This is a genomic window from Treponema sp. (assembly GCF_017430385.1).
In the GTDB taxonomy this organism is placed as follows: domain Bacteria; phylum Spirochaetota; class Spirochaetia; order Treponematales; family Treponemataceae; genus Treponema_D.
The window spans coordinates 1-20,499 of the sequence record NZ_JAFRNB010000066.1 but is presented as its reverse complement, the minus strand read 5'-3'; the positions used below and the strand labels follow the sequence as shown (position 1 = coordinate 20,499).

Genomic DNA, 20,499 nt, shown 5'->3' with positions numbered 1-20,499 from the left:
TTATGGCAATGTCCCCAAAACCTTAGCGATTTTTGTCGCTGATTCGGAACCAAGCCGTGGATACAAAGGAAACAGCACGCACCGGAGAAAAAGCGACTTCGCATGAATATATTTTGACTGCTCATCCTCTCCAAGAACAGAAATCACTGACTTTTCGTAAGCCGGACGGATTTCAATTTCTTTTCGGGAGGCATATTGTTTTGCATCCTTAAAACTTCCATTTAGGACGACAGGGAACGACCATATTGTGGAAGGATTTTCTTCGCTGCGGGAGAAAGTCTTATTTTTGCCGCTGGAAAGAGATTTTGTGAAAATGCCGTAAAGAGATTTGCGGATTTCCTCGTTGCGGTTGAATTCTTTGAGTTGAATAAAGCCAAGCGCGCTGTTCATGTCCGGCAGAATATCCGTTTCCGGAGCCTCGTCGGTAAATTTTTTGAGGATGCTCCATTCACGGCGTTTTGGTGCAATAAGGACAGCCCCGCCACCAGCAGTAACAGTGTCATTGGCCTCAAGGCCGAGAATTGAATAAAGGCCGAGCATTCCAGCCTTTTTCTGCAAGTCCTCTGGCTTTGCCTGAGATTCTTCAGAAGCAGAAAGACTGTAAACTGAGCCGACAGAATGAGAAATATCTTCGATTACAGGAACGCCTGTTGCAATAATCTTCTCCAGGTCCGGGAGAATTCCCATCGTCTCGTGAAGAAGCAGAATCCGGCCACCATTTTTGATTCCTTCCTGAACGGACTCAACTGAAACAAGGCCGTCATCTTCCTGAACATCAAGCACAAGAGGGGTGAAGCCGAGATTTTTTACTGCAGAATAATGCCATGACGGAGCAAGGGCAGAAATCATCACAGAAGCCCCCTGTTCCAAATCCAATGCCTTTACGACATAAGAAAAAGCAACAGCCGGACTTCTGAATGCAACGGCTCCGTCACAACCCGTAAATTCTTTTACGGTCTGAATTAACTTGCCGTTCAGCTCACCAGGGCCGAGTTTTTCATCGACCATACATGTCAGAACAGCATCCATTTCCTTTCTGCGAATTGTAGAACTAAAAGTCTGAATCATTATTACTCGTCACTCGCTTCGCCAGGATCAAGAATTTTTTGGAGTTCCTTGGCGTTGAACAAGCGGCGCATATCGAGCATGATGAGATATTTGTCATCCTGACGGATAACGCCGTGAATATACTCAGTGCCGATTCCGCTAATCATCTGTGGCGGGTCTTTGATGTCAGCAGTGTCGATCGCAACAACCCGCGCGATTCGGTCAATGATGATACCGATGCGGTTGTTCTCGATATTGAGGATGATGAATCCGCCTTCAAATTCTTCATCGTCCTCTGCGACAGCAAGCTTTTGAATCTGGAAACGCTTATGCAGGTTAATTACAGGAATAATCTCGCTTCGAAGGTTGAAAATTCCTTCTACATAAAACGGGGCATTAGGAATAGGTCGGACTTTCGTAACCTTTACGATTTCCTTTACATCCATGATGTCCACGCCGTAGATTTCTCCGCCAAGCTGGAATGTAACTAACTGAATCTGAGTGTTTTCTGCCATATTTCCCCCTAGATTATTCGCCAAGAAGCTTTTTTGCTTCCAAGAATTCTGAAATACCGACAGCAACTTTTTTTGCCTCGCGCATTGCAAGGACTACAGTTGCCGGCTTATGGACGACATCACCACCGGCAAAAATGCCGCGTTTTGTTGTCATGCCATAAGGCTTTTGTCTTGTAACAACATATCCGCCCTCATCGACATCGATTCCTTCGGTTGAATTTACGATGCGTGCTGCAGGTCGAGAACCGATTGCGATAAGGATTTTATTTGCAGGGATAACGACCTCGCCATCAGGACTCTGACATTTGAGCCCCGTTACGACACCGTTCTCACCAACATATTCGACAGGAGCATGCTCCCACTTGAATTCAACACCGTCACTGATTGCACCGTCATACTCTGCTTTTGCGGCCTTCATAAATTCGGCGGTTTTTCGGTATGCGACAGTGACTTTTTTGGCCTTCATGCGGATAGCAGTGCGGCATGCATCCATTGCGACATTGCCGGCACCGATAACAACAACGCTGTCTCCCTCTTCGATTGGAACCTCTGACTTATCAACATTTCCATCCTGATAAAGACGAACCATGCGGAGAAGGTAATTTGACTGGATGATTCCCTTAAGCTCTTTGCCAGGAATATCAAGATCTTTTGACAGAGCAGTTCCAGTTCCGATGAAAACCGCATCAAATCCGTTCTTGAAAAGCTCATCAACTGTGATGTCAGTTCCAATCATGGTGTTTGTTACAAACTGAACGCCGAGATCAGCGATTTTTTTGGTTGTGTTGCGGACTACATCTTTTGGAAGACGGAACTCCGGGATGCCGTAAAGAAGGACACCGCCCGGCTCACTTTCGCCTTCATAAACGACGACCTCGTAGCCTTTGCGAGCCAAATCGCCTGCAACAGTGAGACCAGCAGGACCTGAACCAATTACGGCAACCTTTCCGCCGATCTTTTCGATTTTCTTTTCACGATTGAGGTTCAAATCATTGTCAAAATCTGCGATGAAACGCTCAATCATGCCGATTTTAATTCCCCTGCCGGCTTTGGCAAGAACACAATGGCCTTCGCACTGATTTTCATGAGGACAAACACGGCCACATATTGCAGGGAGATTGCTTCGCTGGGCGATGATGCTCGCAGCCTCACCAAAATTACCAAGCGAAACCGCGTGGTTGAATGCCGGAATATCGTTCTCGATCGGACAACCTGTGCGGCACAAAGGTTTCGGGCAGTTAAGACATCTTCGCGACTCCGCGATTGCCTCCTGCATGCTATACCCTTTAATCTCTTCTTCCATGTTTAATAAACCTCATAAAAAAAAATTCTAACTTTTACAGTATAACGATAGATTCGTTAAAATGCAAACTAATTAAATAAAATCTTAATATTTTCATAAAATTTTGCCCGAAGATTCAGTCAACAACAAACAAAGTTATTGAAAAAACTTTCTTCGCACCAAGTTTCTTAAGTTCCCTGGCACAAGCCTCGATTGTGGAACCTGTCGTCAAAACATCATCCGCAAGAACAAGGGCTTCGGGAACCACAGGCAGGATTTTTTTGATTTTCCGCCAGTTTTTAAGTCTGTAAGACGAAGATATGCCTTCGATTCTCTGCAAACGGTCAAGTTTTTTCTGCTGGACATGGGAAAGCCTCTCAAGAACAGGAAGGATTTGCACGCCCCACCCCTTCCGAAGATAATAGCAAAGTTCGTCTATCTGATCCCAGCCACGCTCGCGGATTTTACCAGGCCGGGGCGGAACGGGCACAACCGGGAGCGGAAGCCCCATGCTTTCTTCCAGCGATTTAAGTTTTTTATAGAAAATTGAGGCGAAATATGGGGAAAGAGTTCGCTTGTCGGCCATTTTCCATGCAAAAAGCAGGGATTTTTTCCACAGTTGATAACCATTAAGGGAAAACGCACCGTCAATGCTCTCTAGGGCCGGCTCCTCTCGGCAATAAGAGCAGACATCAATCTCGCTGATAAGTTCACGACCGCATTTTGAGCAGGCATGCACAAATCCCGGAACATTGATTTTCGGAAGACAAGAACGGCACAGCGGAATGCGCAGCGTTCTTTTTGAGCAGCAAAGGCATTTTTCTCCGCCCATGAAAAAAGAGACAAGATTCTGAACAAATGTCATAATCCAAAACTGGACGGCAAATGCGCGGTTATTAAAACGGATAATTCTTTCTTTCATCACTATAGTATTTCCAAAAAATTTTCATTTTTGGCAACGCAAACGGAAAAAAGTCAGAATAATACAAAAAAAAATTATCTTCCGCTCAGGGATTTCTTCCAGCGGTCAATCAAATCCAGGGCCTGGCGCGGAGTCATGTCATCAGGATCACAGCTCAGGATTTCGTCCAGAACAAGCTCTTCGTCCGAGAAAAGCCCCGGCATGGTTACTGATTTTTCAAGATATTTTTCGGATGAAGTCTGGGCAGTCTGGATATTTCCGACATTCACGCCTGTTCCATTTCCGTCCGGGGAAGCTGAATGAAGGCTTTCAAGGATTTCATTTGCCCGGCGGATTACGCTCTGAGGAACGCCCGCAAGGGATGCGACATGGATTCCGTAAGAATTTTCGCTCGCTCCGACCTTGATTTTTCGAAGGAAAGTAACTTTGTCATTTTCCTCGCTGACTTCCATGCACAAAAGCTGGAGACGAGGATGATTGAGCCGCGTAAGCTCGTGATAATGTGTCGCAAAAAGCGTCTTACATTTGAGCGCGTTCAGAAGATACTCTGAGACAGCCCATGCGATTGAAAGTCCGTCCTCAGTGCTTGTTCCGCGACCGACCTCATCCATAATCACGAAGGATTTTTCGGTGGCAGTTCGCAGAATGTAAGCTGTTTCGGTCATTTCGACAAGGAAGGTTGATTCTCCGCGGGCAAGGTTGTCGCTTGCACCTACGCGGCAGAAAATGCGGTCAACTACGCCGATATGTGCCTCACGAGCCGGGACGAAAGAGCCAATCTGAGCAAGGAGCGCAATCAAAGCATTCTGGCGGAGATAAGTTGATTTTCCGGCCATGTTCGGGCCTGTGATTAAGCCAAAATACGGTACGGAGCTATCTTTTTCAGCGGAAATTTCAATGTCGTTCGGAACAAACTCGCCGCTTGGAAGATGAAGTTCAACGACCGGGTGGCGGCCAGCGCGCACGATGAACTCTTTTGAGTTATCGACAAGAGGCTTTACCCAGCCGTGCAAGATTGCGGCATTCGCAAGGGCAGCCGTAACATCTGCGTAGGCGATTTCTTTTGCGCTCTGCAAGAGATAGTTCGTTTGCTCAGCGATTTTTGAGCGCACATCGAGGAACAAAGCCTTCTCAGTTTCGATGATTTTTAAGCTTGCCTCGTTAATTTGTTTTTCGATTTCCTGCAAGCGCGGTGTCGTGTAGCGGTCGGCATTTGTGAGCGCGCGCCGCATGATAAAATGAGACGGAACCTGACTTGCCTTTCCGCGCGTGATTTCAATGTAATAGCCGGAAAGAGAATTGCTTCGGATTCGGAGATTTGGGATTCCGCTAGCCTGCTTTTCTTCTTCAGCATAATCTTCAAGGATTTTGTTCACATTGTCGTGAATGCGACGATATTCGTCCAGCTCGCTTGACCAGCCTTCTTTTATGATTCTTCCTTCGTCGAGGGCCGTTGCCGGATCTTCTTGAATTGAGTCAAAAATCAGTTTTGCGATGTTCTGGGCGATTGACTTGTCCGTCTGTGTGAAGCCGAAATTATCCAGCTGCTCTCGCACTTTGAGCCATGCTTCAAGGCTTGAGCGGAGTGCCTGCAAATCCTTTGCGTGAGCACGTTCCATTGCAACTCGTCCTGCAAGTCGCTCGACATCAAGAATATCCGCAAAAAGCTCGTGGACATATTCAAGAAGGTTGCGGTTATTCACAAAAAGCTCGACATGACTCTGCCTGCTCTGGATTTCTTCGACATTCGTGAGCGGATACAAAAGCCAGTTCCGCATCATTCGCTTGCCCATTGCTGTCTGAGTATGAGAAAGACATTCCAAAAGTGAAAACTGGGAAGTGCCGTCGCGAAGATTCTGAACGATTTCCAGATTGCGGCGGGAAGAGTCGTCCATAATCACGAACTGGCTGTCGCGGTAAATTTTTATCCCGGTTACATGCGGAGAATTTGAAGTTGTTGTTTTTTGAAGATAATCAAGCAAAAATCCCGCAGGTGCTACTTCCGGGGAAGACTCATTTAGAGAAAAGCTCTGCAAATTTGCCGTTTTGAACTGAGTGCAAAGCCGTTTGTACGAAAGGGCCGGATCAAAATTCCAGTCCGGGTAGTAAGAAACTGCAATCCGCTCGTTCTGTTCGAGTGAAGCCTGGATTATCTCATTTTTTTCAAGGTTCTGCGGAAGAAGAAGCTCTCGCGGGTGGCAGCGGTCAAGTTCCTTGGCGAAATTTTCTGCCATGTCCTTTTCAAACCAGCTCGTCGCAAAAAAATCAGATGTGGTGACATCGATGTAAGCAAATCCTACCTTACCCTTCTGCGCAACTACACAGGCCAGAAAGTTGTTTGAACCGCCCTCAAGATATTCGCTTTCAAGGGCAGTTCCCGGCGTGATTACTTCGATTACTTTTCGTTCGGTGAGAGTTTTGCCGTTCGGCTCGCCGATTTGCTCACAAATTGCAATTCGTTTGCCACATCTTAAAAGGCGTGCGATATAGATTTTGACAGCATGAAAAGGGATTCCGCACATGGGAGCTGAACCACGGTGTGTTAGGGTGAGATTTAACAGGCGGGAGACCTCAATCGCATCATTGTTGAACATCTCATAAAAATCACCCAAGCGGTAAAAAAGAATTTCGTCTTTGTGCTCGTCTTTGATTGACAGATATTGAATCATCATCGGGGTGAGTTCTGCAGACTCGCTCCGGCTCTGAACTGTTCCTGCTACGACAGCATCTTTGTTGCGGGCCATCTTACAATCCCAATGCCGAAATTACTTTGTCAGTGACATCGACAGAAGAACTGTACCACAAAATCGCGTTATTCTGCTGCAAAGAGAGAATCATGCTGTAGCCTTCATTTTCAGCGACACGCTCAATCGTGGAATAGAGTTTTTTATAGAAAGAATCTGAATTCTGAAGGTTGTTTTTCATTGATTCAAGCTCAATGTTCTTTGCATTGGTATACTCGGTGAGAGCATCTGTTTTTTTAATTATATCCGCTTCAAGTTTCGAAGACTGTGCATCATTTCCGGCGGAAAGATAGTCAGCCTTCTGTTGCTTAAGTTTCTGAATTTCTTCAGTTCTCTTGATTATTTCTTTTTGGAAGTCAGATTTTTTTGACTCGTAGTTGCGAATCGGGGCAGAATTTCGGAAATATGCCTGATAAACTTTTGCCGTATCAACAACGCCAAAGCGCGTAATCTGCTGCGAGAATGCCGCGCCGGTAAAAACAAATGCGAAAATTGCAAGAATCGAAATCTTCTTTAAATTCATAACTGCTCTCCAATTATTTATTTGTGATGTTAAATGAAAGTACGAACTTCCAGTTTTTATCCCATTCAATTTCCCGGTCAGAATTTACCTGGAATGTGTTTGCAAAAAGCAGACGCAACGGGAACTGAGGAATTGTGAAGCGGATTCCAGGACCTGTACTACAGTAGAAATTAGTTATATCAAGTTCCTTGAACAATTCCTGTGGCTCAGTCTTGATTACTGCGGCATCAGCGAACAAATCAAAGGCAAGGACTCCAGGAATAAGAGGCATACGAAGCTCGACTATGTTGCTCCACATTGCCTTACCGCGTTTTTTGTTATAGATGTTTGTCCATCCGCGGCCGTTGAACATGCCGTCAATATAGAGCCTGCTTGAATCACCAATACCTGTTCCTGGTTTCGGGAACTGCATTGAAAGGCCAGAATATGCCATGAAGACAAGCTTGTATGTCCAGTTTTCAGTAATCGGGAACTTGAACAATGTGAAATACTTCTCAAGTTTTGTGTCGGTGCGGAGAAAGTATTCTGTTTCGACAGGAGTGAGACCGTACCATGTGAATCGCTGGCTCGCGAACCATCCTGTTGAAGGATCATAGTTGATGTCTCGGTCATCGATGGAAACTGCCGTCCATACAGAGTTCTGCCATCCCCAGCGGTTAGCGTATTCACTGACAGAACTGTCCACAGGATTCCAGATTTTTTCGTTGTAAAGATTGTTCTTAAGGCTGCCAGTAATACCGCCTGTCCAAGAAATAATTGCGAAATCAGGAGTCCAGCGGCGGCCACCGGAAATGCTTGATGACCATCGCCACTGCTCGTAGTTCATGTAATATGAGTTGTCACTGACAAGGCCGTTTCCGTCAACTTTGTTTCGCAATGCGGAAAGGCTTGAATGTGAGATTTCAGTGCTTATAGATGTGCTTATCGGCAAATCTCCGAACCAGTTTGTGCCGTAACCGAGGCTGAGCGACTGGGTATCCGTAGCGACGGTTGAGCTTGCGCTGACAGAGCGGCCAGTTCCCTTGACATTGCTGTCCTGCCACTTGACGAAAAGGGCAAAAGGAAGGTCATCAGGGTCAGAGACACCGCTGAAAGTGACACCAAATTCAATTGAAGTAGTTGACTGCTCTTCGACAGAAACAATCAAATCAACAAGATTTTCTTCAGAACCAGGAACTACATCAGGAACAACCGCGCTGAAATACTGCAAGTTGTACAAATTTCGCAGACCAGTCGTTACTTTTGCCTTTGAGAAAATATCGCCAGCTTCGATAGGAATTTCTCGGCGGATTACATTCTCTTTTGTTTTTGTGTTGCCCTTAATTATGATATTCTCGACATGAGAGCGGACATTCTCAGTAATCATGAACTGATATGCGATTGTCTTTTTTTCGACATCTTTTGCCGGGTACTGCTGGAACTTGTTTGCAGTGTAGCCGTTCTCATAGTACAAATCAGCGACAGCCATAAGGCCTTCGTTGAATTTTGTCTGATTGAAAACAGAGCCTTTCTTTAGCTTGACTTTTGCCTGAAGCTCGTCATCAGAGAAGATTTTGTTTCCGACGAAAGTGACACCCTCGTAAGTGTACTGCGAGCCTTCGCTTATTACGAATGTAATGGTAAGCTCGTTACGGCCTTTCTTTTCGTTTATTGATGTTGTCTGAGTTACATCGACAATGGAAGCATCGATATAGCCTTCGTTTGCGTAATAACTGAGGATTGACTGTTTATCAGCCTCAAGCATGGACTCCTGAAATGCACCTTTATTGAGAATTCCGGCTTCCTTGAGCTTGAGCTTCTTTTTTAAGGTCTTTGAAGATATGACTTTGTTGCCTGAAAAACCAATGGTTGAAATGACAGTTGAGCGGCCTTCGTCCACCTTGAATGTAATCTCAATACCTTTTGACGTTTGCTTTATAGAAGATGTTACTTTTGCCTCTGTGAATCCTTTTTCAAGGTAATGATCACGGATAGCCCTTTCATCAATCGAAATCTTTGAAGGAATGTAAACATCCTTTTCTTTGGAAGACATTGCATCTTTCAGCTCGGTGGTACGAATCTGCTTGTTTCCGCTGATTATGATTCGGGTGATAATAGGCTTTTCTTTTACAGAGAAAGTAATTGCGACTGTAGTACGCTTTACATCACCAGGAAGAGCCTCCGGGTTAATCTCGTCGAACAAATCAAGGGCGTAGATGCGGTCCATCATGTCGGCGAAAAGCTCATCGGAAAACTTTTTGCCATAAAAGCTAGAGACGACGCCATCAACTTCCTTGCTGCTTACGCTTTTAAGTCCTTTGAATTTTACAGACTTAATTACAGCCCCGTAATACCATGTGCTGTCGGCTTCTGCCGAAGATGAAGATTCAGAGTCCTGCGCGAAAACAGGAACTGCCGAAAACAAACAAACAGAAAAAAGAAGCGCGAAAAAACGCAGACGGATTGACATAAAATCCCCTCAAATATTTTTAAAAAGCATACTTCCATGACAGTGTTAACGATGTAGACGGAACCCATGTACTCAGAAGGCCTTTTTGAAGCGAATCAATATCTGGAGCAACTTGCAGACGGATGTTGGCGAAAGGAGATGCCATCTCAAAACCTATTTCTGGCTGAAAAACAACTCCATTGACCGAAGTACCGTTGTTAATTTTATGCTCATCATAAGTCCAATGAAGCATGGAGTCCAAATAAATCGAACTGCCGAAGTATTTTCCTATATAAACAGTCGAATTATCGATAAAGTTACCGACCGAAAGCTGCTTATTTTTGGTATTTTCGTCCATGCTCAGTTTCAATGAATTTTGCAAGACATTGGTTCGAATGGAAACTATATCAAAATTCAACAATTCACGCAATGTATTCTCAACTCTCCTCATCACAGTTGACTGAACAAGCCAGTCGCCGCCCGCACCGAATATGTCAGATACACCGCTCGAATCCGCGGAAACGACCTGTCCAAGAAGACGCATGATTTCCCGTTCGGATTTTGCAGGAGTAGCAGTGAAAGTCGGATTGAATGTGCTGACAGGCTGATTATTTGCCGAAAGCGTAATCGTAACCATGTTTCCGTTGTCATCACGCTCCCTAGTCTCTGCCCGAACAGTCACTTTCGGATCGATTGAGTCCTGAGTCTCGTTGAATACAATACGGCCTTCCTTCATATAGAAGTTTCTGTTGAGCCATGAAATTTCACCGCCGCGCAAAGTTATGTCGCTCTTGAATTCAAGGTCGCCGGAATAAGAATCGAAATAAATCGAAAGCGGAGTTCCCGGAGCAACGACACCGCGCAGGAACGGATTGAAAAGGAGCTGGACTTTCTGGCCGACGATAATGTCGAAATCAACAGTCACATTCAGTTCCGCAGGATTTTTTACAGGCACAGACGGCAAAAGATTTCCGATATTCTCGATTGAGAACTGATTCTGCAATGGAGTCGCAACAATCTCTACATCAGTGTCATCGACGTTTACGAAACCAGAAATCGAGACATCCCGCGGAATAGTAAATGCAAGCGTAAGATTTCCGGAAGCCCTTCCTTTCGCATGAATGAACGGGAATGTCAAATCAAGCGGAACCTTGTTGTTGTCGTCAATGTCAATCTTAAGCTCAAGGAAGTTCGGAATCCACCTGTTGAATTCCATGCGGTACTCAACAGTTCCGAGTCCTTTTCCCAAAGTAACAGGCGTTGGCGGAACAAGAGCCTCACCCTGTCCCACAGTCATTATGACCTTTGAAGCATGGAAATAATTTTTTGAGACGAGAGGAATTATAAAATTTGGGTGCATTACGCTGAACGCGCCGGTAAATTCAGGATCCGTAGTCGGGCCGGTAATTTTTATCGCCCCGGAAAGAATGCCCGAATTGAAGCTTACGAAAGGAATCTCAACTTCGGAGCAGATAAATCGCATGTCGGCATTGATTCCAGTCACATTGAGATCAAGATTGTTCTGCTTTATATATCCAGAAAGATTGAACTGCACAGGACTTTGCTTTCCTGCCCTTGCAGTGATGTACTTGTCGCTCAAAGTGTAAGATGCCGTGAAACCGTCGGAACGGTCTGTAAGGATGTCAAACCTGTTTGGCGAATGAACGGCCGTTACTTTCAGAGGAAAATCGCTGGCTATAAAATCGCCGGTAATTTTCGGAGAAGAGAGAGTAAGGGAATAGAAATCAGGCACCGAGAATTTCTTTTCCGGCACAGAACCTTCTATATTAATGCTGAACGGCGCGTGAATCGTTTTTTCCATCAGTTTTGCATCAAGCACGAAGGAAACGGAGCCTGTGAACAAAGATGGATCAAATGTCGCGCTCGCATTTGAAATCGTGAGGACAGACCAGTCACAGTTAAGGCCGTCAACATGAAGCCCTGTGTCGTCATAAGTCACGGAAGCCCTGGCCACGAGAGGATAGCCGTAAAGAAGCAGGGATGAGCGATGAAGCTGCAAAGAGACAAAAGGATTGCTTAGAGTACCGCTGGCCGTGAGGTCCGCCGAAATAGTGTTCTCTGGATTCTGCAATGCCATAATCCTTGCAGACGGGAACGAGTTTATAGAAGCCTGTGCAGAAAGATAGAAATCATTCTTAAGACTTTCAGCAGAAAACGGGAGCTGTGAAGGATTCGTCAAATCCGCGGAAAAAGATATTGTCTCGCTTGTAATCGGGCTTGACATGTAAAGAGCCGCATGAACCGAATCAAAAATATTGTCGTTCATGTTCCAGACAATGCTGCCCTCACCCTCAAGAGAGGAAACTGTGTCCGAATACACGAGGCTTCCGAGAACGAAACCGTATTTATTCAAAGAGCCGGAAAGCGCAAGATGCGGAGAAAATTGAAGATAAGAAGAAGGCTCCTCGACCTCAAAACTGATGATGTCGGCCTCAAACCCGGATTCCCTGCTCCAGCGAAGAATCGCGCTAGCAGAAGTGGCGAACACATATTTTCCAACGCTGAACGGAAACTGCGCGAACTGAACTGTAGCCCCAACCTGCTCGTCAATCGAGATAATTGCATCAAAGTTATAGTCACCGGAAATTGCAATCCAGTCCGGGCTGAAATTTCCAAAGAAATGGTACGGCACGGAATTCATGGTCAGATCCGTCGAGAAAGAAAATTCCTTGAAATTCTCGGAGAATTCAATCGCAATCTCAGCGTGTGCGGTCTGTTTTCCGAAAAGAAGGTCAAAGCTTGAGAACTGCAGAGTCTCGCGGGAGCCGTCAACGGCAAAACTTACAAGTTCCCTATCCTTCTCGGTGTTAGCAAAAAGACAGACAGGTGCGTTCAAAGAAAAATCCTTGAAATCGCTGGAGAAATAAACTTCCGTGTTGAAGATATAAGGCCTGAGTTTTTCGGCCGCATTTTTGAGAACCTGACTTTTTTCCTCAGGTACGAAGAAAGCCGCCGTGTCAACGATACTGTCCGCGAAAATGTTGGACACGACAACACTCGCCTGAACGAATTTTTCTCTTCCGGTAAGGAAACTTCCGTCAATCTGAAGCCGGCCAGTCTCCTCAAAGTCAGGATGGGCGAAGTCCAAAAGCTCAAACTGGAAGTCAACTGAGTTCTGCCCCGGAAGAAGAGTGAACTGGACACCGGTGAAGCTCTTTTCATTCATGAAAATTTGCGGTGCGACACAGGTGAATCCGTTTCGGTACGGGTCAAGGTAAACTTCCGTAGAAATTATGCCGCCGTTTCTGAGCATGAAATAATTCAGTGAAAGCAAGCCTGACGGCTGGAGTTTCTTAAAATCAAAGGAACCAGAGAAATCAGCATCGATGAAAGAGCCTTTAGCGGCAAGTTTCTTGACATTTATAGATTTTTCATTGCCGTCGCAGCGGAGCGAAAGATTGACCTTCTCACCAAGGAGTTTTTTCGGCAGCGAAAGCGTGATGTTCGTGTTGTAATCAATCTCCTTTGAACTGAGTTTTCCGAAAAGGGAGCCGGAGATTGTAGTCCCGTTGATTTTCTGAATCGCAGGGCTTTTCTGCCGGATTGAGACAAGGCTTAGCGGATTGAAACCGTCAAATTCCCCGGAGAACGCAAAATCCGACTCAGCCAAATCATAGCGGGCAAAAATCGAGAACGGAAGGACTGTACGCATCGTCCGAACCTCAACCTTATCATCAGCATAATTCACGAGCATGTCGAGGTTTGAAAGCGAATAATCAGCCCCGCCCGCACCAGAAAGGCTTACGAGGGCCGAGCTTCCTTCAAGATTTGAGAAAACCTTGCCAGAGACAGAGAAATTGCACGCAACGGAAGTCCATCTTCCGGCAGTCTTGTAAAGGGCTGTCTTGTAGAAGACCTTTCCGCTGGTCTCAAGCTCAATGCCCTCAGAAAGACTGAAATCCTTGAATTTGATATTTTTGAGAGTCGCAAGGACCTCATTCTGCTTGTCCGAATAATGTACGGAAACATTTTTTACGACCACATCAAGAGGAATGTCAAAATCAAGCTCCTCATCAGAATCAGCTTTATTTTCAGGCTCCGTCTCTTCGCCGAAATCAACTTCCGCAGCGGAATTCTCAGAAATTGCAGTCTCCACGATGGCTTTTTGGGTCAGCTTGCGTTTCTCAATCAGCAGTTTTATTTTTTCGATGAAATCCTGGTTCTGCATCGCATTGTATTCAATCGAAACGCCGTTCAGCGTAAGTTCCTTGAGCGCGACAGTAGGATTTTTTGAGAAGAAGCCCTTTATGTCATAAGTGAGAGTCGCCCGCCGGATTGAGAGCAGCTTGTTCTGTGTCGCAACCTCATGAATCGAAATGTTCCTAAAATTAACACCTGTAAAAACCGACGGAGAAAGTGAAGCATAAGAAAGTGCAAGCCCAGTCTCATCCTCAAGTTTTTTGGAAAGAACAGTCTCAAAATCACTCAAAGCCTCATAAATGCGAAGGTACACAGGCCGAACCAACGCGAGGACAGCAACGAGAAAGAGAATGAATATTGCGCTACCAAGGCTTACGCCGAGAGATTTTTTGTTCATCTTTAATTTTTTTTTCGAGACTTCTTCTTTTCAAGTATCGGCAAAAAATGGGTTATATTCTATAATAGAATCAAAAAGTAAAAAATATGATTTTAGGAAAGATACATGATTTTAAAAAATTTTATTGTTTTTGAAGGCATTGACGGAGCCGGAACAAGCACCCAGATTGAAGTTTTGAAAAAGCGAGAAGATGCCGACCGCTTCTTTTTCACGGCAGAGCCGACTGACAGCGAGACCGGCAAATTTCTGCGCAAAATGCTCAAGGGCGATGTAGAGCTTGACCCGCGCACGACCGCATTTTTGTTCGCCGCCGACAGGAACGAGCACCTTTACGGGAAAAGCGGCACGAACTGCGGAGTCGTAGAACAGGCTCAGAGCGGAAAAATCGTCGTGAGCGATCGCTATCTGTTCTCAAGCCTCACCTACCAGACCGTTACATGCGGAAACGAGCTTCCACGAAAACTCAACGAAAGCTTCCCGCTCCCGGAAATTTTATTTTTCTTCGACATCAACCCGGAAATTTCTTTGCAGCGAGTTTTGGGCCGCGGCAAGACCGAAATTTACGAAAAACTCGACTTCCAGAAAGCCACCGCCGAGCGGTACAGGTCAGTCATCGACGACTACGAGAAGATGAACACCGGCATGAAGATTGTAAGGCTGGACGCAAGCCGCCCGATTGAGGAAGTCGCTGCAATAATCGCAAAGAACATTGAATTCCTCACAAAGACAATTTAGACGGGGATTTTAAGGGGCTGTGCCCCTTAGGCGAAGGGGTAGCGGAAGACACCGCAGCGAAGCGAGGAGGCTGGAGCGAGGGGGAGACTTCCCCCAGCCTATTTTTCAATTTTCATCTTTCAACTTTCAATTTTTTTGCCGATAATCTATGAGATGAAAAAGAAATTTTTTGCCATTTTTGCGGCGATTTTCGTGATATTTTCGGCACTGCCAGCTTTCTCATACATGGTCAAATACAAAGAGGACTATTACAAGCTCTTCCATGTGCATTACCAGCAATATCCGGACGACTGCATTGAGAACATCTACTGGCTTGAGCAGGCGGTGAAGGCCGATTTCTGCAACCCTTTGTACGCCCCAGTCACAATCAACGACGAGAAGGACTGGGAAAAATACCGCTATCTCTTTATGATGCATATAAATCTCAAGCTGATTGAGCAGCATACAAGGCTCGGCCGTGTCTATGACAAACAGGTGGCACATTTTTACGACGCACCGTGGCGTGACGCTTACATCGAGAACCTTAAAAAAGCAAAATCATGCTACGAGGCCGGACTTTACTACTGGCGCGAGGCGAAACTCTGGGCAGAAAAAGCGAATGTCGGCAAATTCAAGTTCCTTATCCTGCAGCAAATCCAAAACTGGGAAGACGAGCGCGAACGGATTGGAACAGGCAGCCTCGACTACGAAAAAATCCTAAACCGAGAGCTAAAGCGCGTGAACAAAGTGATTGAAGAATTCGAAAAGATGGGAAAAGATTATTAAGCTAGGAATCAGGATTTCAAGGGGGGATGTCTCCCCTAGGGAGCCGGTCGCCGTAGGCGAAGAAACTCACGAGGTGAGTCTCGGTGAAGGCTATGCCTGAACAGTGCGTCGCTACCACTTCGCCTGGGGCTGTCGCCCCAAGCCCCCAATTTTTTTGTACAATTCCGACCAGTTTTAATTTACACTGCCAAAAATGCAAATTTTTTGCCTATATATATGTGTCAGAAAAAAACGACAATTTCACTTAAAAGAGGCAAAATATGGCAGACATTTTTCACCCAAAACCAGTTGATGAGCTTACCTTTACCGATGATTTCGACATCCATGTCGCGACGAGAATTTCTTACAGAAATTCTCGCGGATAATTTGCTTTTTGCCGCCTCCATGCGGCACATTTTCTGATATTTTTGCGCGGAGCTTGTGGAGCGGCTTTTGCACATCCGCGTGAGCCATGTCGAATACCCGGAACTCGAAAAGACAATCGCACCGTATTACACGACAAAAGGCGTCCGGCTCGATGTTTACATAAAGGACAGCGACAAAATCATAGATGTTGAAATGCAATCTTACCCGCAGGAAGCACTTGGAAAACGCACAAGATACTACCAGAGCATGATAGATATGGACAGTCTCATGAAAGGGCAAGATTATTCCGAACTTAAAGACAGCTACATCCTTTTCATCTGCAAGCACGACCCGTTCAAAGATGAAAACAAAAACCACTACGGACTTCCATGCTACACCTTCAAAAATACATGTTTGGAAAATTCCGCCGTGAATTTAAATGACAAATCGCTAAAGGTAATTTATAATGCAAGTGCATACAAGGAAGAAAAGAATGAGAGAATCCAAAATTTTCTCCGCTTCATCCACACGAACGAGCCAGGCCAAGATGATTTCTCAAACCGACTTTCCGCCCTGGTTGAGAAAATCAAGGACAACGAGAAATTCAGGAGGGAATACGCCGCTATGAATTTACATGACAGAGATATAACTAGAGCCGCAAAAAGAGAAGGTGTTTTGCAAGGCGAGCAGAAAAAAGCGATTGAAGCGGCGAGAAATTTCTGGGCAAACGGTGTCTCAAAAGAAATAATTGCCCGCTCCTTGGATTTGCCATTAGATAAAGTTGCAGAAATTCTAAGTCAGGCGACAACAAAATCTTCAGGAGGAATTACGCCGCTATGAATTTACACGACAGAGATATAACCTGAGCCGCTAAACAAGCTGGAATTGCAAAAATCCCGCACTTGATAAAAACACCACGGCTATTGCATCGAAAACAGCAGCCGGGGAATTTTTTATGCGAATTTTTGCCTGAAATTCAATACTCAGGCTATTTGCATCTCCAATAGCCTGTTTCTGGATTTATTTCAAGTTTGCTTGAATCAATAAATTCTCCAAACTTGTACGCATGGTCATTGTCAATATAACACCCTGCATCTGCTGTTGCATGAAAATACGCTTTTTTCTGCTCTTCATCAACATATATAAATTCGTAATTTAATCTATATGATGAAACGGCGTACCAATGTTTCATTCCGGGTTCTTTCGGCCATATATTCCACTCTTCCTCAGCATATCCCCTGTCACCATCTATAATATGTTCTCCAGCTTTTGAGACATAAATACATTTTGCCAAATACTCCGTGTCCTTGCCGCTTACAGTATATGTAAATCTGGCTTCACCACTCCAGTCACTGTCTAAAATATTGTCTGCAGTGTTTGTTAGTTTTACCCTGAAATAATACTTTCTCGCTAGGTCAAAATGAAAATTCGATATAGTTACAGTTCTAGTATTTTCTCCGACTTCTACTTTAACAGCTGAGTTTTTGTCATAGCTCGCGACATGCAGAACCTCCAGAATCGCGGTCGTTGTACCGTCTATTATGTTCTTTCCATTGTATGTAAATGAAATATTGATAGCGCATCCATTTTCAGTTTCTGTGATTGAATTGATAACAAGATTTGTCGGAGCATCAAGTTTTGTTGTTAATTTTTTTGGAGTCGCCTTTATAGTCGCAGTTCCATTTGTATTTGCAGAACTTATTGTTTTGACCGTAAAAGTGTATTCAGTATCGTTTGAAAGCGAACTGAAAGTGTAAGTCGTCGCTGTTTTTGAGAGCGTCTTTTTTGATGAAGAAGACTCGTCCGGCGTGTAAGAGACTTCGAGAGAAGCGAATTCTTCGTTTGTAGGATTCGTCCACGAAAGAACAACTTTTCCGTCACCAGCTTTGGCCGAAAGACCTGTTACCGCAGGCTGAACGACTGCTTTTTTCTGCTCATTGTCCTTTTCAACAACCTTTATCTCGGTCTGTGGCGTGGGATTTGGAGCGTCGTCTCCTGAATCAGCCGTGCAAGAGGCAAAAGTCAACCCAATTGCTGTAAGAATCGTAATTGCCGTTCCAAATTTTCTTCAAACTTCTGTAATTTTCATAAAATTTCTCCTATTTTTTAATATTCTGCCGTTGCTATAAAACAAAAGCAGTAAAATTGCTATTTTTGGGCGTGCCCTGCCTTGCGGCAGGTCGGGCTTATCCGTGGTTCCGTGCTAACCGCACTCCATTCCTCCGCTTCGCTACGGAACAGCCCTCGCGGGCTGCCACTACTATCCCTCACGCTTTACTGTATTGAATTTTCTTACTTTATTCTTCAAAACAGCTAGGTATTGCCGCATACGAATTGCCCGCTACCCATGTGCAAAGCTCATCACTCGAATTTTCAGAAACAAAGCTATTCAAAGCGGAAAGCAAATTTGTGCCATATTGTAATGTCTGGGCAGTTACGGCATCATTGGCACTTGCTGCAGTAAGAGTTCCGTTATTGTTTGCTGCGAAAGAGCCATTACCTGTAAATGTACCTTTTCGTATTTGAGTGGTATCATAATTCTGAGATTTACAAATCATCCAGTTCAAATCATCTGTTGCGCTTGTATTAAATTTACCTTCCGATGATTGAGTTGCATTTGACCTTACACAATTATAACGCCAATAGCAGCTCTGAATGATATTCCCGTCCATTTGTGAATAGCCTGCTATAGCTCCTGCTAAGCCAGATAATCCGCTTGGATCATCAAATTTCTTTGGAACTTTTACAGTTCCGTAATTCACACAATTCTTTATTACACCGTTACCAGTCAAAGTACCTACAATACCACCAGCCGGCTGATATATGCCGCCCCAACCATTCGTATGGAATGTAGAAGTTATGCTGCCAGTATTTATGCAATTTTCAATCATCCCATTGTTGGTTATACATATTCCACCACAACCTTCGAATGTAATTCCCTCACAGTCTATTTCGTTCCAGCAATTTTTAATTATACCATTGTTATTCACGCAAATACCAGAAAAAATAAAATGCGGTGCATTGGTATCGAAAGCGATTGTCTTTGTAGATTTAATCTTTATGTTCTGTATTACACCATTATTAGTATAACATAAAGCTGAAAAGCGTTTTGACTGATTGTCACTTATGGTAAGTGTATGTCCGTTGCCGTCTATTGTGCCTTTAAATTCCACAAGATTAGTTCCTGCACTTTCGGCAGACTGTGAAGCATAACCAATCGGCATCCAATTTGTTTCAGAACTGATATCGATGTCTCTATCAAAAACTATGTATAAATCAGCAGTTTGTTCAGATGTCATAGTGTTAATACTTGCAAATTCATTCATTAAATCTGTTGCAGACTGTACCAAAGTGCCGACTTGCAGGTAGCCCTGATTATTGATGAACCATGATTCACCATCTTTTTGAATTAAAGAGAACTTATTTTTTGCTCTCGAAAGAGTCGTCATAGGATTTGGATTTTCCACAATTTCAAACACTTGTGTACTCGTTGCGTATGATTGCGGAATAATAGCGGCAACAAAAGTTTCACCTTCTGGTAAAGTGATTGCACCCGTAATCTTTATAGGATTACCTCTAAGGTTTACATCATTATTGTATTTTTCTCCGCCATAAGGAATTGAGACATTGCCTTTGATATTGAATTTTCCACCCACATTAACATCAACTGCTCCTCCAAGAACAGAAGTACCCGGAGTTTCAATTTTGTTACCACTGATTGTTCCGCCGTCCATATTAAAGGTTCCATAGCTAATCTCAATACCGCCGCCACCAGTTGTTCCGGTGACAACCTTGTTATTGCTGATAGTTCCTGAGTGCATATTGAATGTAGCTCCAAAATTGTCAATATACACACCACCACCAGCCTGTGTCGCAGAGTTACCGGAAATGCTTGGACTTACTGTAGCCCCTGTCGCACCAAATGTTACTATTGCTTTTTTAGTCTCATCCGTGCTGTTACTTGAAACATAAACGCCCCCACCGGAAGCAGCTGTATTTGAGTCTCCACTTTCACTTCCACCGATAATTGAGTTGCTGGTCATGCTCAATTGACCACCCTGGTCAACATAGACACCACCACCAAAACTAAAGGCCTTATTTCCTTTTATAATCGCATCTTCGAGCAATCTGACACTACCCTTTGTATAAATTCCAGCTCCACTGTATGGAGAATAGTTAAAGCCAATACAGGTTTTTGCAATCTGCAAAGTTCCTGCCTCAACATAAATAGCACCACCTTTTGAACTGCTTGATTTTACTGCATTTCCCATAATCTTTACATTTGCAGAATCATCTTTTGAGGGTGTACCATTATTACTTTTGTAGCCAATATAAATATTGCCGGACTTATTGTAAATTGCGCCTCCATTTTCGGCTTTGTTAGAGCCATTAGTCCAGTTGTCTGGAGCCACAGAAACTTCCTTTCCAATTAAAGTATCACCGTAAATGTAGACTGTTCCGCTTTCATTATAAATTGCTCCGCCATAATGGTTTGCAGAATTTGTTTTAATTGTTCCGCCTTTGATTATGACAGTTCCAGAACTATTAAAAATGCCACCGCCACCGCCTTCGGTCTCATTACCATTCTCTGAGTTACTTGAGATTTCAACACCACTTTCAATTGTTAATGTTTTG

Annotated in this window: 12 protein-coding genes and 1 pseudogene; 3 read left to right on the top strand and 10 right to left on the bottom strand. The window is 44.3% G+C overall.

The genetic code is table 11. From position 1 onward, the window contains the following. The 8 genes from IJJ71_RS04620 to IJJ71_RS04585 form a co-directional block, all read right to left on the bottom strand. A complete protein-coding gene (locus IJJ71_RS04620) occupies positions 1-1,071 on the bottom strand; it encodes a DegT/DnrJ/EryC1/StrS family aminotransferase (RefSeq protein WP_296845606.1) in 1,071 nt (356 codons plus the stop codon). Further along, a complete protein-coding gene (locus tag IJJ71_RS04615) occupies positions 1,071-1,562 on the bottom strand; it encodes a chemotaxis protein CheW (protein WP_296845599.1) in 492 nt (163 codons plus the stop codon). Before IJJ71_RS04615 ends, IJJ71_RS04620 begins: the two co-directional genes overlap by 1 nt. A 13-nt stretch (positions 1,563-1,575) precedes the next feature. Further along, positions 1,576-2,865 carry an NAD(P)-dependent oxidoreductase gene (locus tag IJJ71_RS04610; protein ID WP_296845597.1) on the bottom strand — a complete coding sequence of 430 codons (1,290 nt, stop codon included), beginning with the start codon at positions 2,863-2,865 and terminating at the stop codon, positions 1,576-1,578. Between the two features lie 115 nt (positions 2,866-2,980). Further along, positions 2,981-3,766, bottom strand: a complete 786-nt coding sequence (locus tag IJJ71_RS04605; RefSeq protein ID WP_296845595.1) for a ComF family protein — start codon at positions 3,764-3,766, stop codon at positions 2,981-2,983. A 74-nt stretch (positions 3,767-3,840) separates the two neighbouring features. After that, positions 3,841-6,510: a DNA mismatch repair protein MutS gene (gene mutS / locus IJJ71_RS04600; protein WP_296845594.1), complete on the bottom strand. Its 2,670-nt coding sequence runs from the start codon at positions 6,508-6,510 to the stop codon at positions 3,841-3,843. 1 nt (position 6,511) lies between these two features. Beyond that, positions 6,512-7,033, bottom strand: coding sequence for an OmpH/Skp family outer membrane protein (locus IJJ71_RS04595; RefSeq protein ID WP_296845592.1), 522 nt, complete (start codon positions 7,031-7,033; stop codon positions 6,512-6,514). Between the two features lie 13 nt (positions 7,034-7,046). Continuing rightward, a complete protein-coding gene (gene bamA, locus IJJ71_RS04590; RefSeq protein WP_296845591.1) occupies positions 7,047-9,482 on the bottom strand; it encodes an outer membrane protein assembly factor BamA in 2,436 nt (811 codons plus the stop codon). A 19-nt stretch (positions 9,483-9,501) separates the two neighbouring features. After that, a complete protein-coding gene (locus tag IJJ71_RS04585; protein WP_296845589.1) occupies positions 9,502-14,019 on the bottom strand; it encodes a translocation/assembly module TamB domain-containing protein in 4,518 nt (1,505 codons plus the stop codon). A 105-nt stretch (positions 14,020-14,124) separates the two neighbouring features. Between IJJ71_RS04585 and tmk the strand changes: the two genes are divergently transcribed. The 3 genes from tmk to IJJ71_RS04570 all read left to right on the top strand — a co-directional run bounded on the left by tmk (position 14,125) and on the right by IJJ71_RS04570 (position 16,704). Then, entirely contained in the window at positions 14,125-14,754 is a 630-nt protein-coding gene (gene tmk / locus IJJ71_RS04580) for a dTMP kinase (protein ID WP_296845588.1), read from the top strand. A gap of 153 nt (positions 14,755-14,907) precedes the next feature. After that, a complete protein-coding gene (locus IJJ71_RS04575) occupies positions 14,908-15,519 on the top strand; it encodes a hypothetical protein (RefSeq protein ID WP_296845586.1) in 612 nt (203 codons plus the stop codon). 432 nt (positions 15,520-15,951) lie between these two features. Continuing rightward, the gene (locus IJJ71_RS04570) at positions 15,952-16,704 is read left to right on the top strand and encodes an Rpn family recombination-promoting nuclease/putative transposase (protein ID WP_296845584.1); all 753 of its coding nucleotides are present in this window, start codon (positions 15,952-15,954) and stop codon (positions 16,702-16,704) included. A gap of 148 nt (positions 16,705-16,852) precedes the next feature. Here the strand turns inward: IJJ71_RS04570 and IJJ71_RS04565 are convergent, their stop codons facing one another. Both IJJ71_RS04565 and IJJ71_RS04560 read right to left on the bottom strand, forming a co-directional pair. Continuing rightward, positions 16,853-17,890 (bottom strand): fibronectin type III domain-containing protein, encoded by a 1,038-nt coding sequence (locus IJJ71_RS04565; RefSeq protein ID WP_296845583.1) that lies wholly within the window; start codon positions 17,888-17,890, stop codon positions 16,853-16,855. Between the two features lie 271 nt (positions 17,891-18,161). Next, positions 18,162-20,499, bottom strand: a pseudogene (locus IJJ71_RS04560) (hypothetical protein); the annotation flags it as partial.

Excerpts from the sequence above, each read along its gene's own strand:
- IJJ71_RS04615 (WP_296845599.1), bottom strand. The coding sequence starts at position 1,562 with ATGGCAGAAAACACTCAGATTCAGTTAGTTACATTCCAGCTTGGCGGA.
- IJJ71_RS04610 (WP_296845597.1), bottom strand. The coding sequence starts at position 2,865 with ATGGAAGAAGAGATTAAAGGGTATAGCATGCAGGAGGCAATCGCGGAG.
- IJJ71_RS04605 (WP_296845595.1), bottom strand. The coding sequence starts at position 3,766 with ATGAAAGAAAGAATTATCCGTTTTAATAACCGCGCATTTGCCGTCCAG.
- mutS (WP_296845594.1), bottom strand. The coding sequence starts at position 6,510 with ATGGCCCGCAACAAAGATGCTGTCGTAGCAGGAACAGTTCAGAGCCGG.
- IJJ71_RS04595 (WP_296845592.1), bottom strand. The coding sequence starts at position 7,033 with ATGAATTTAAAGAAGATTTCGATTCTTGCAATTTTCGCATTTGTTTTT.
- bamA (WP_296845591.1), bottom strand. The coding sequence starts at position 9,482 with ATGTCAATCCGTCTGCGTTTTTTCGCGCTTCTTTTTTCTGTTTGTTTG.
- IJJ71_RS04585 (WP_296845589.1), bottom strand. The coding sequence starts at position 14,019 with ATGAACAAAAAATCTCTCGGCGTAAGCCTTGGTAGCGCAATATTCATT.
- tmk (WP_296845588.1), top strand. The coding sequence starts at position 14,125 with ATGATTTTAAAAAATTTTATTGTTTTTGAAGGCATTGACGGAGCCGGA.
- IJJ71_RS04575 (WP_296845586.1), top strand. The coding sequence starts at position 14,908 with ATGAAAAAGAAATTTTTTGCCATTTTTGCGGCGATTTTCGTGATATTT.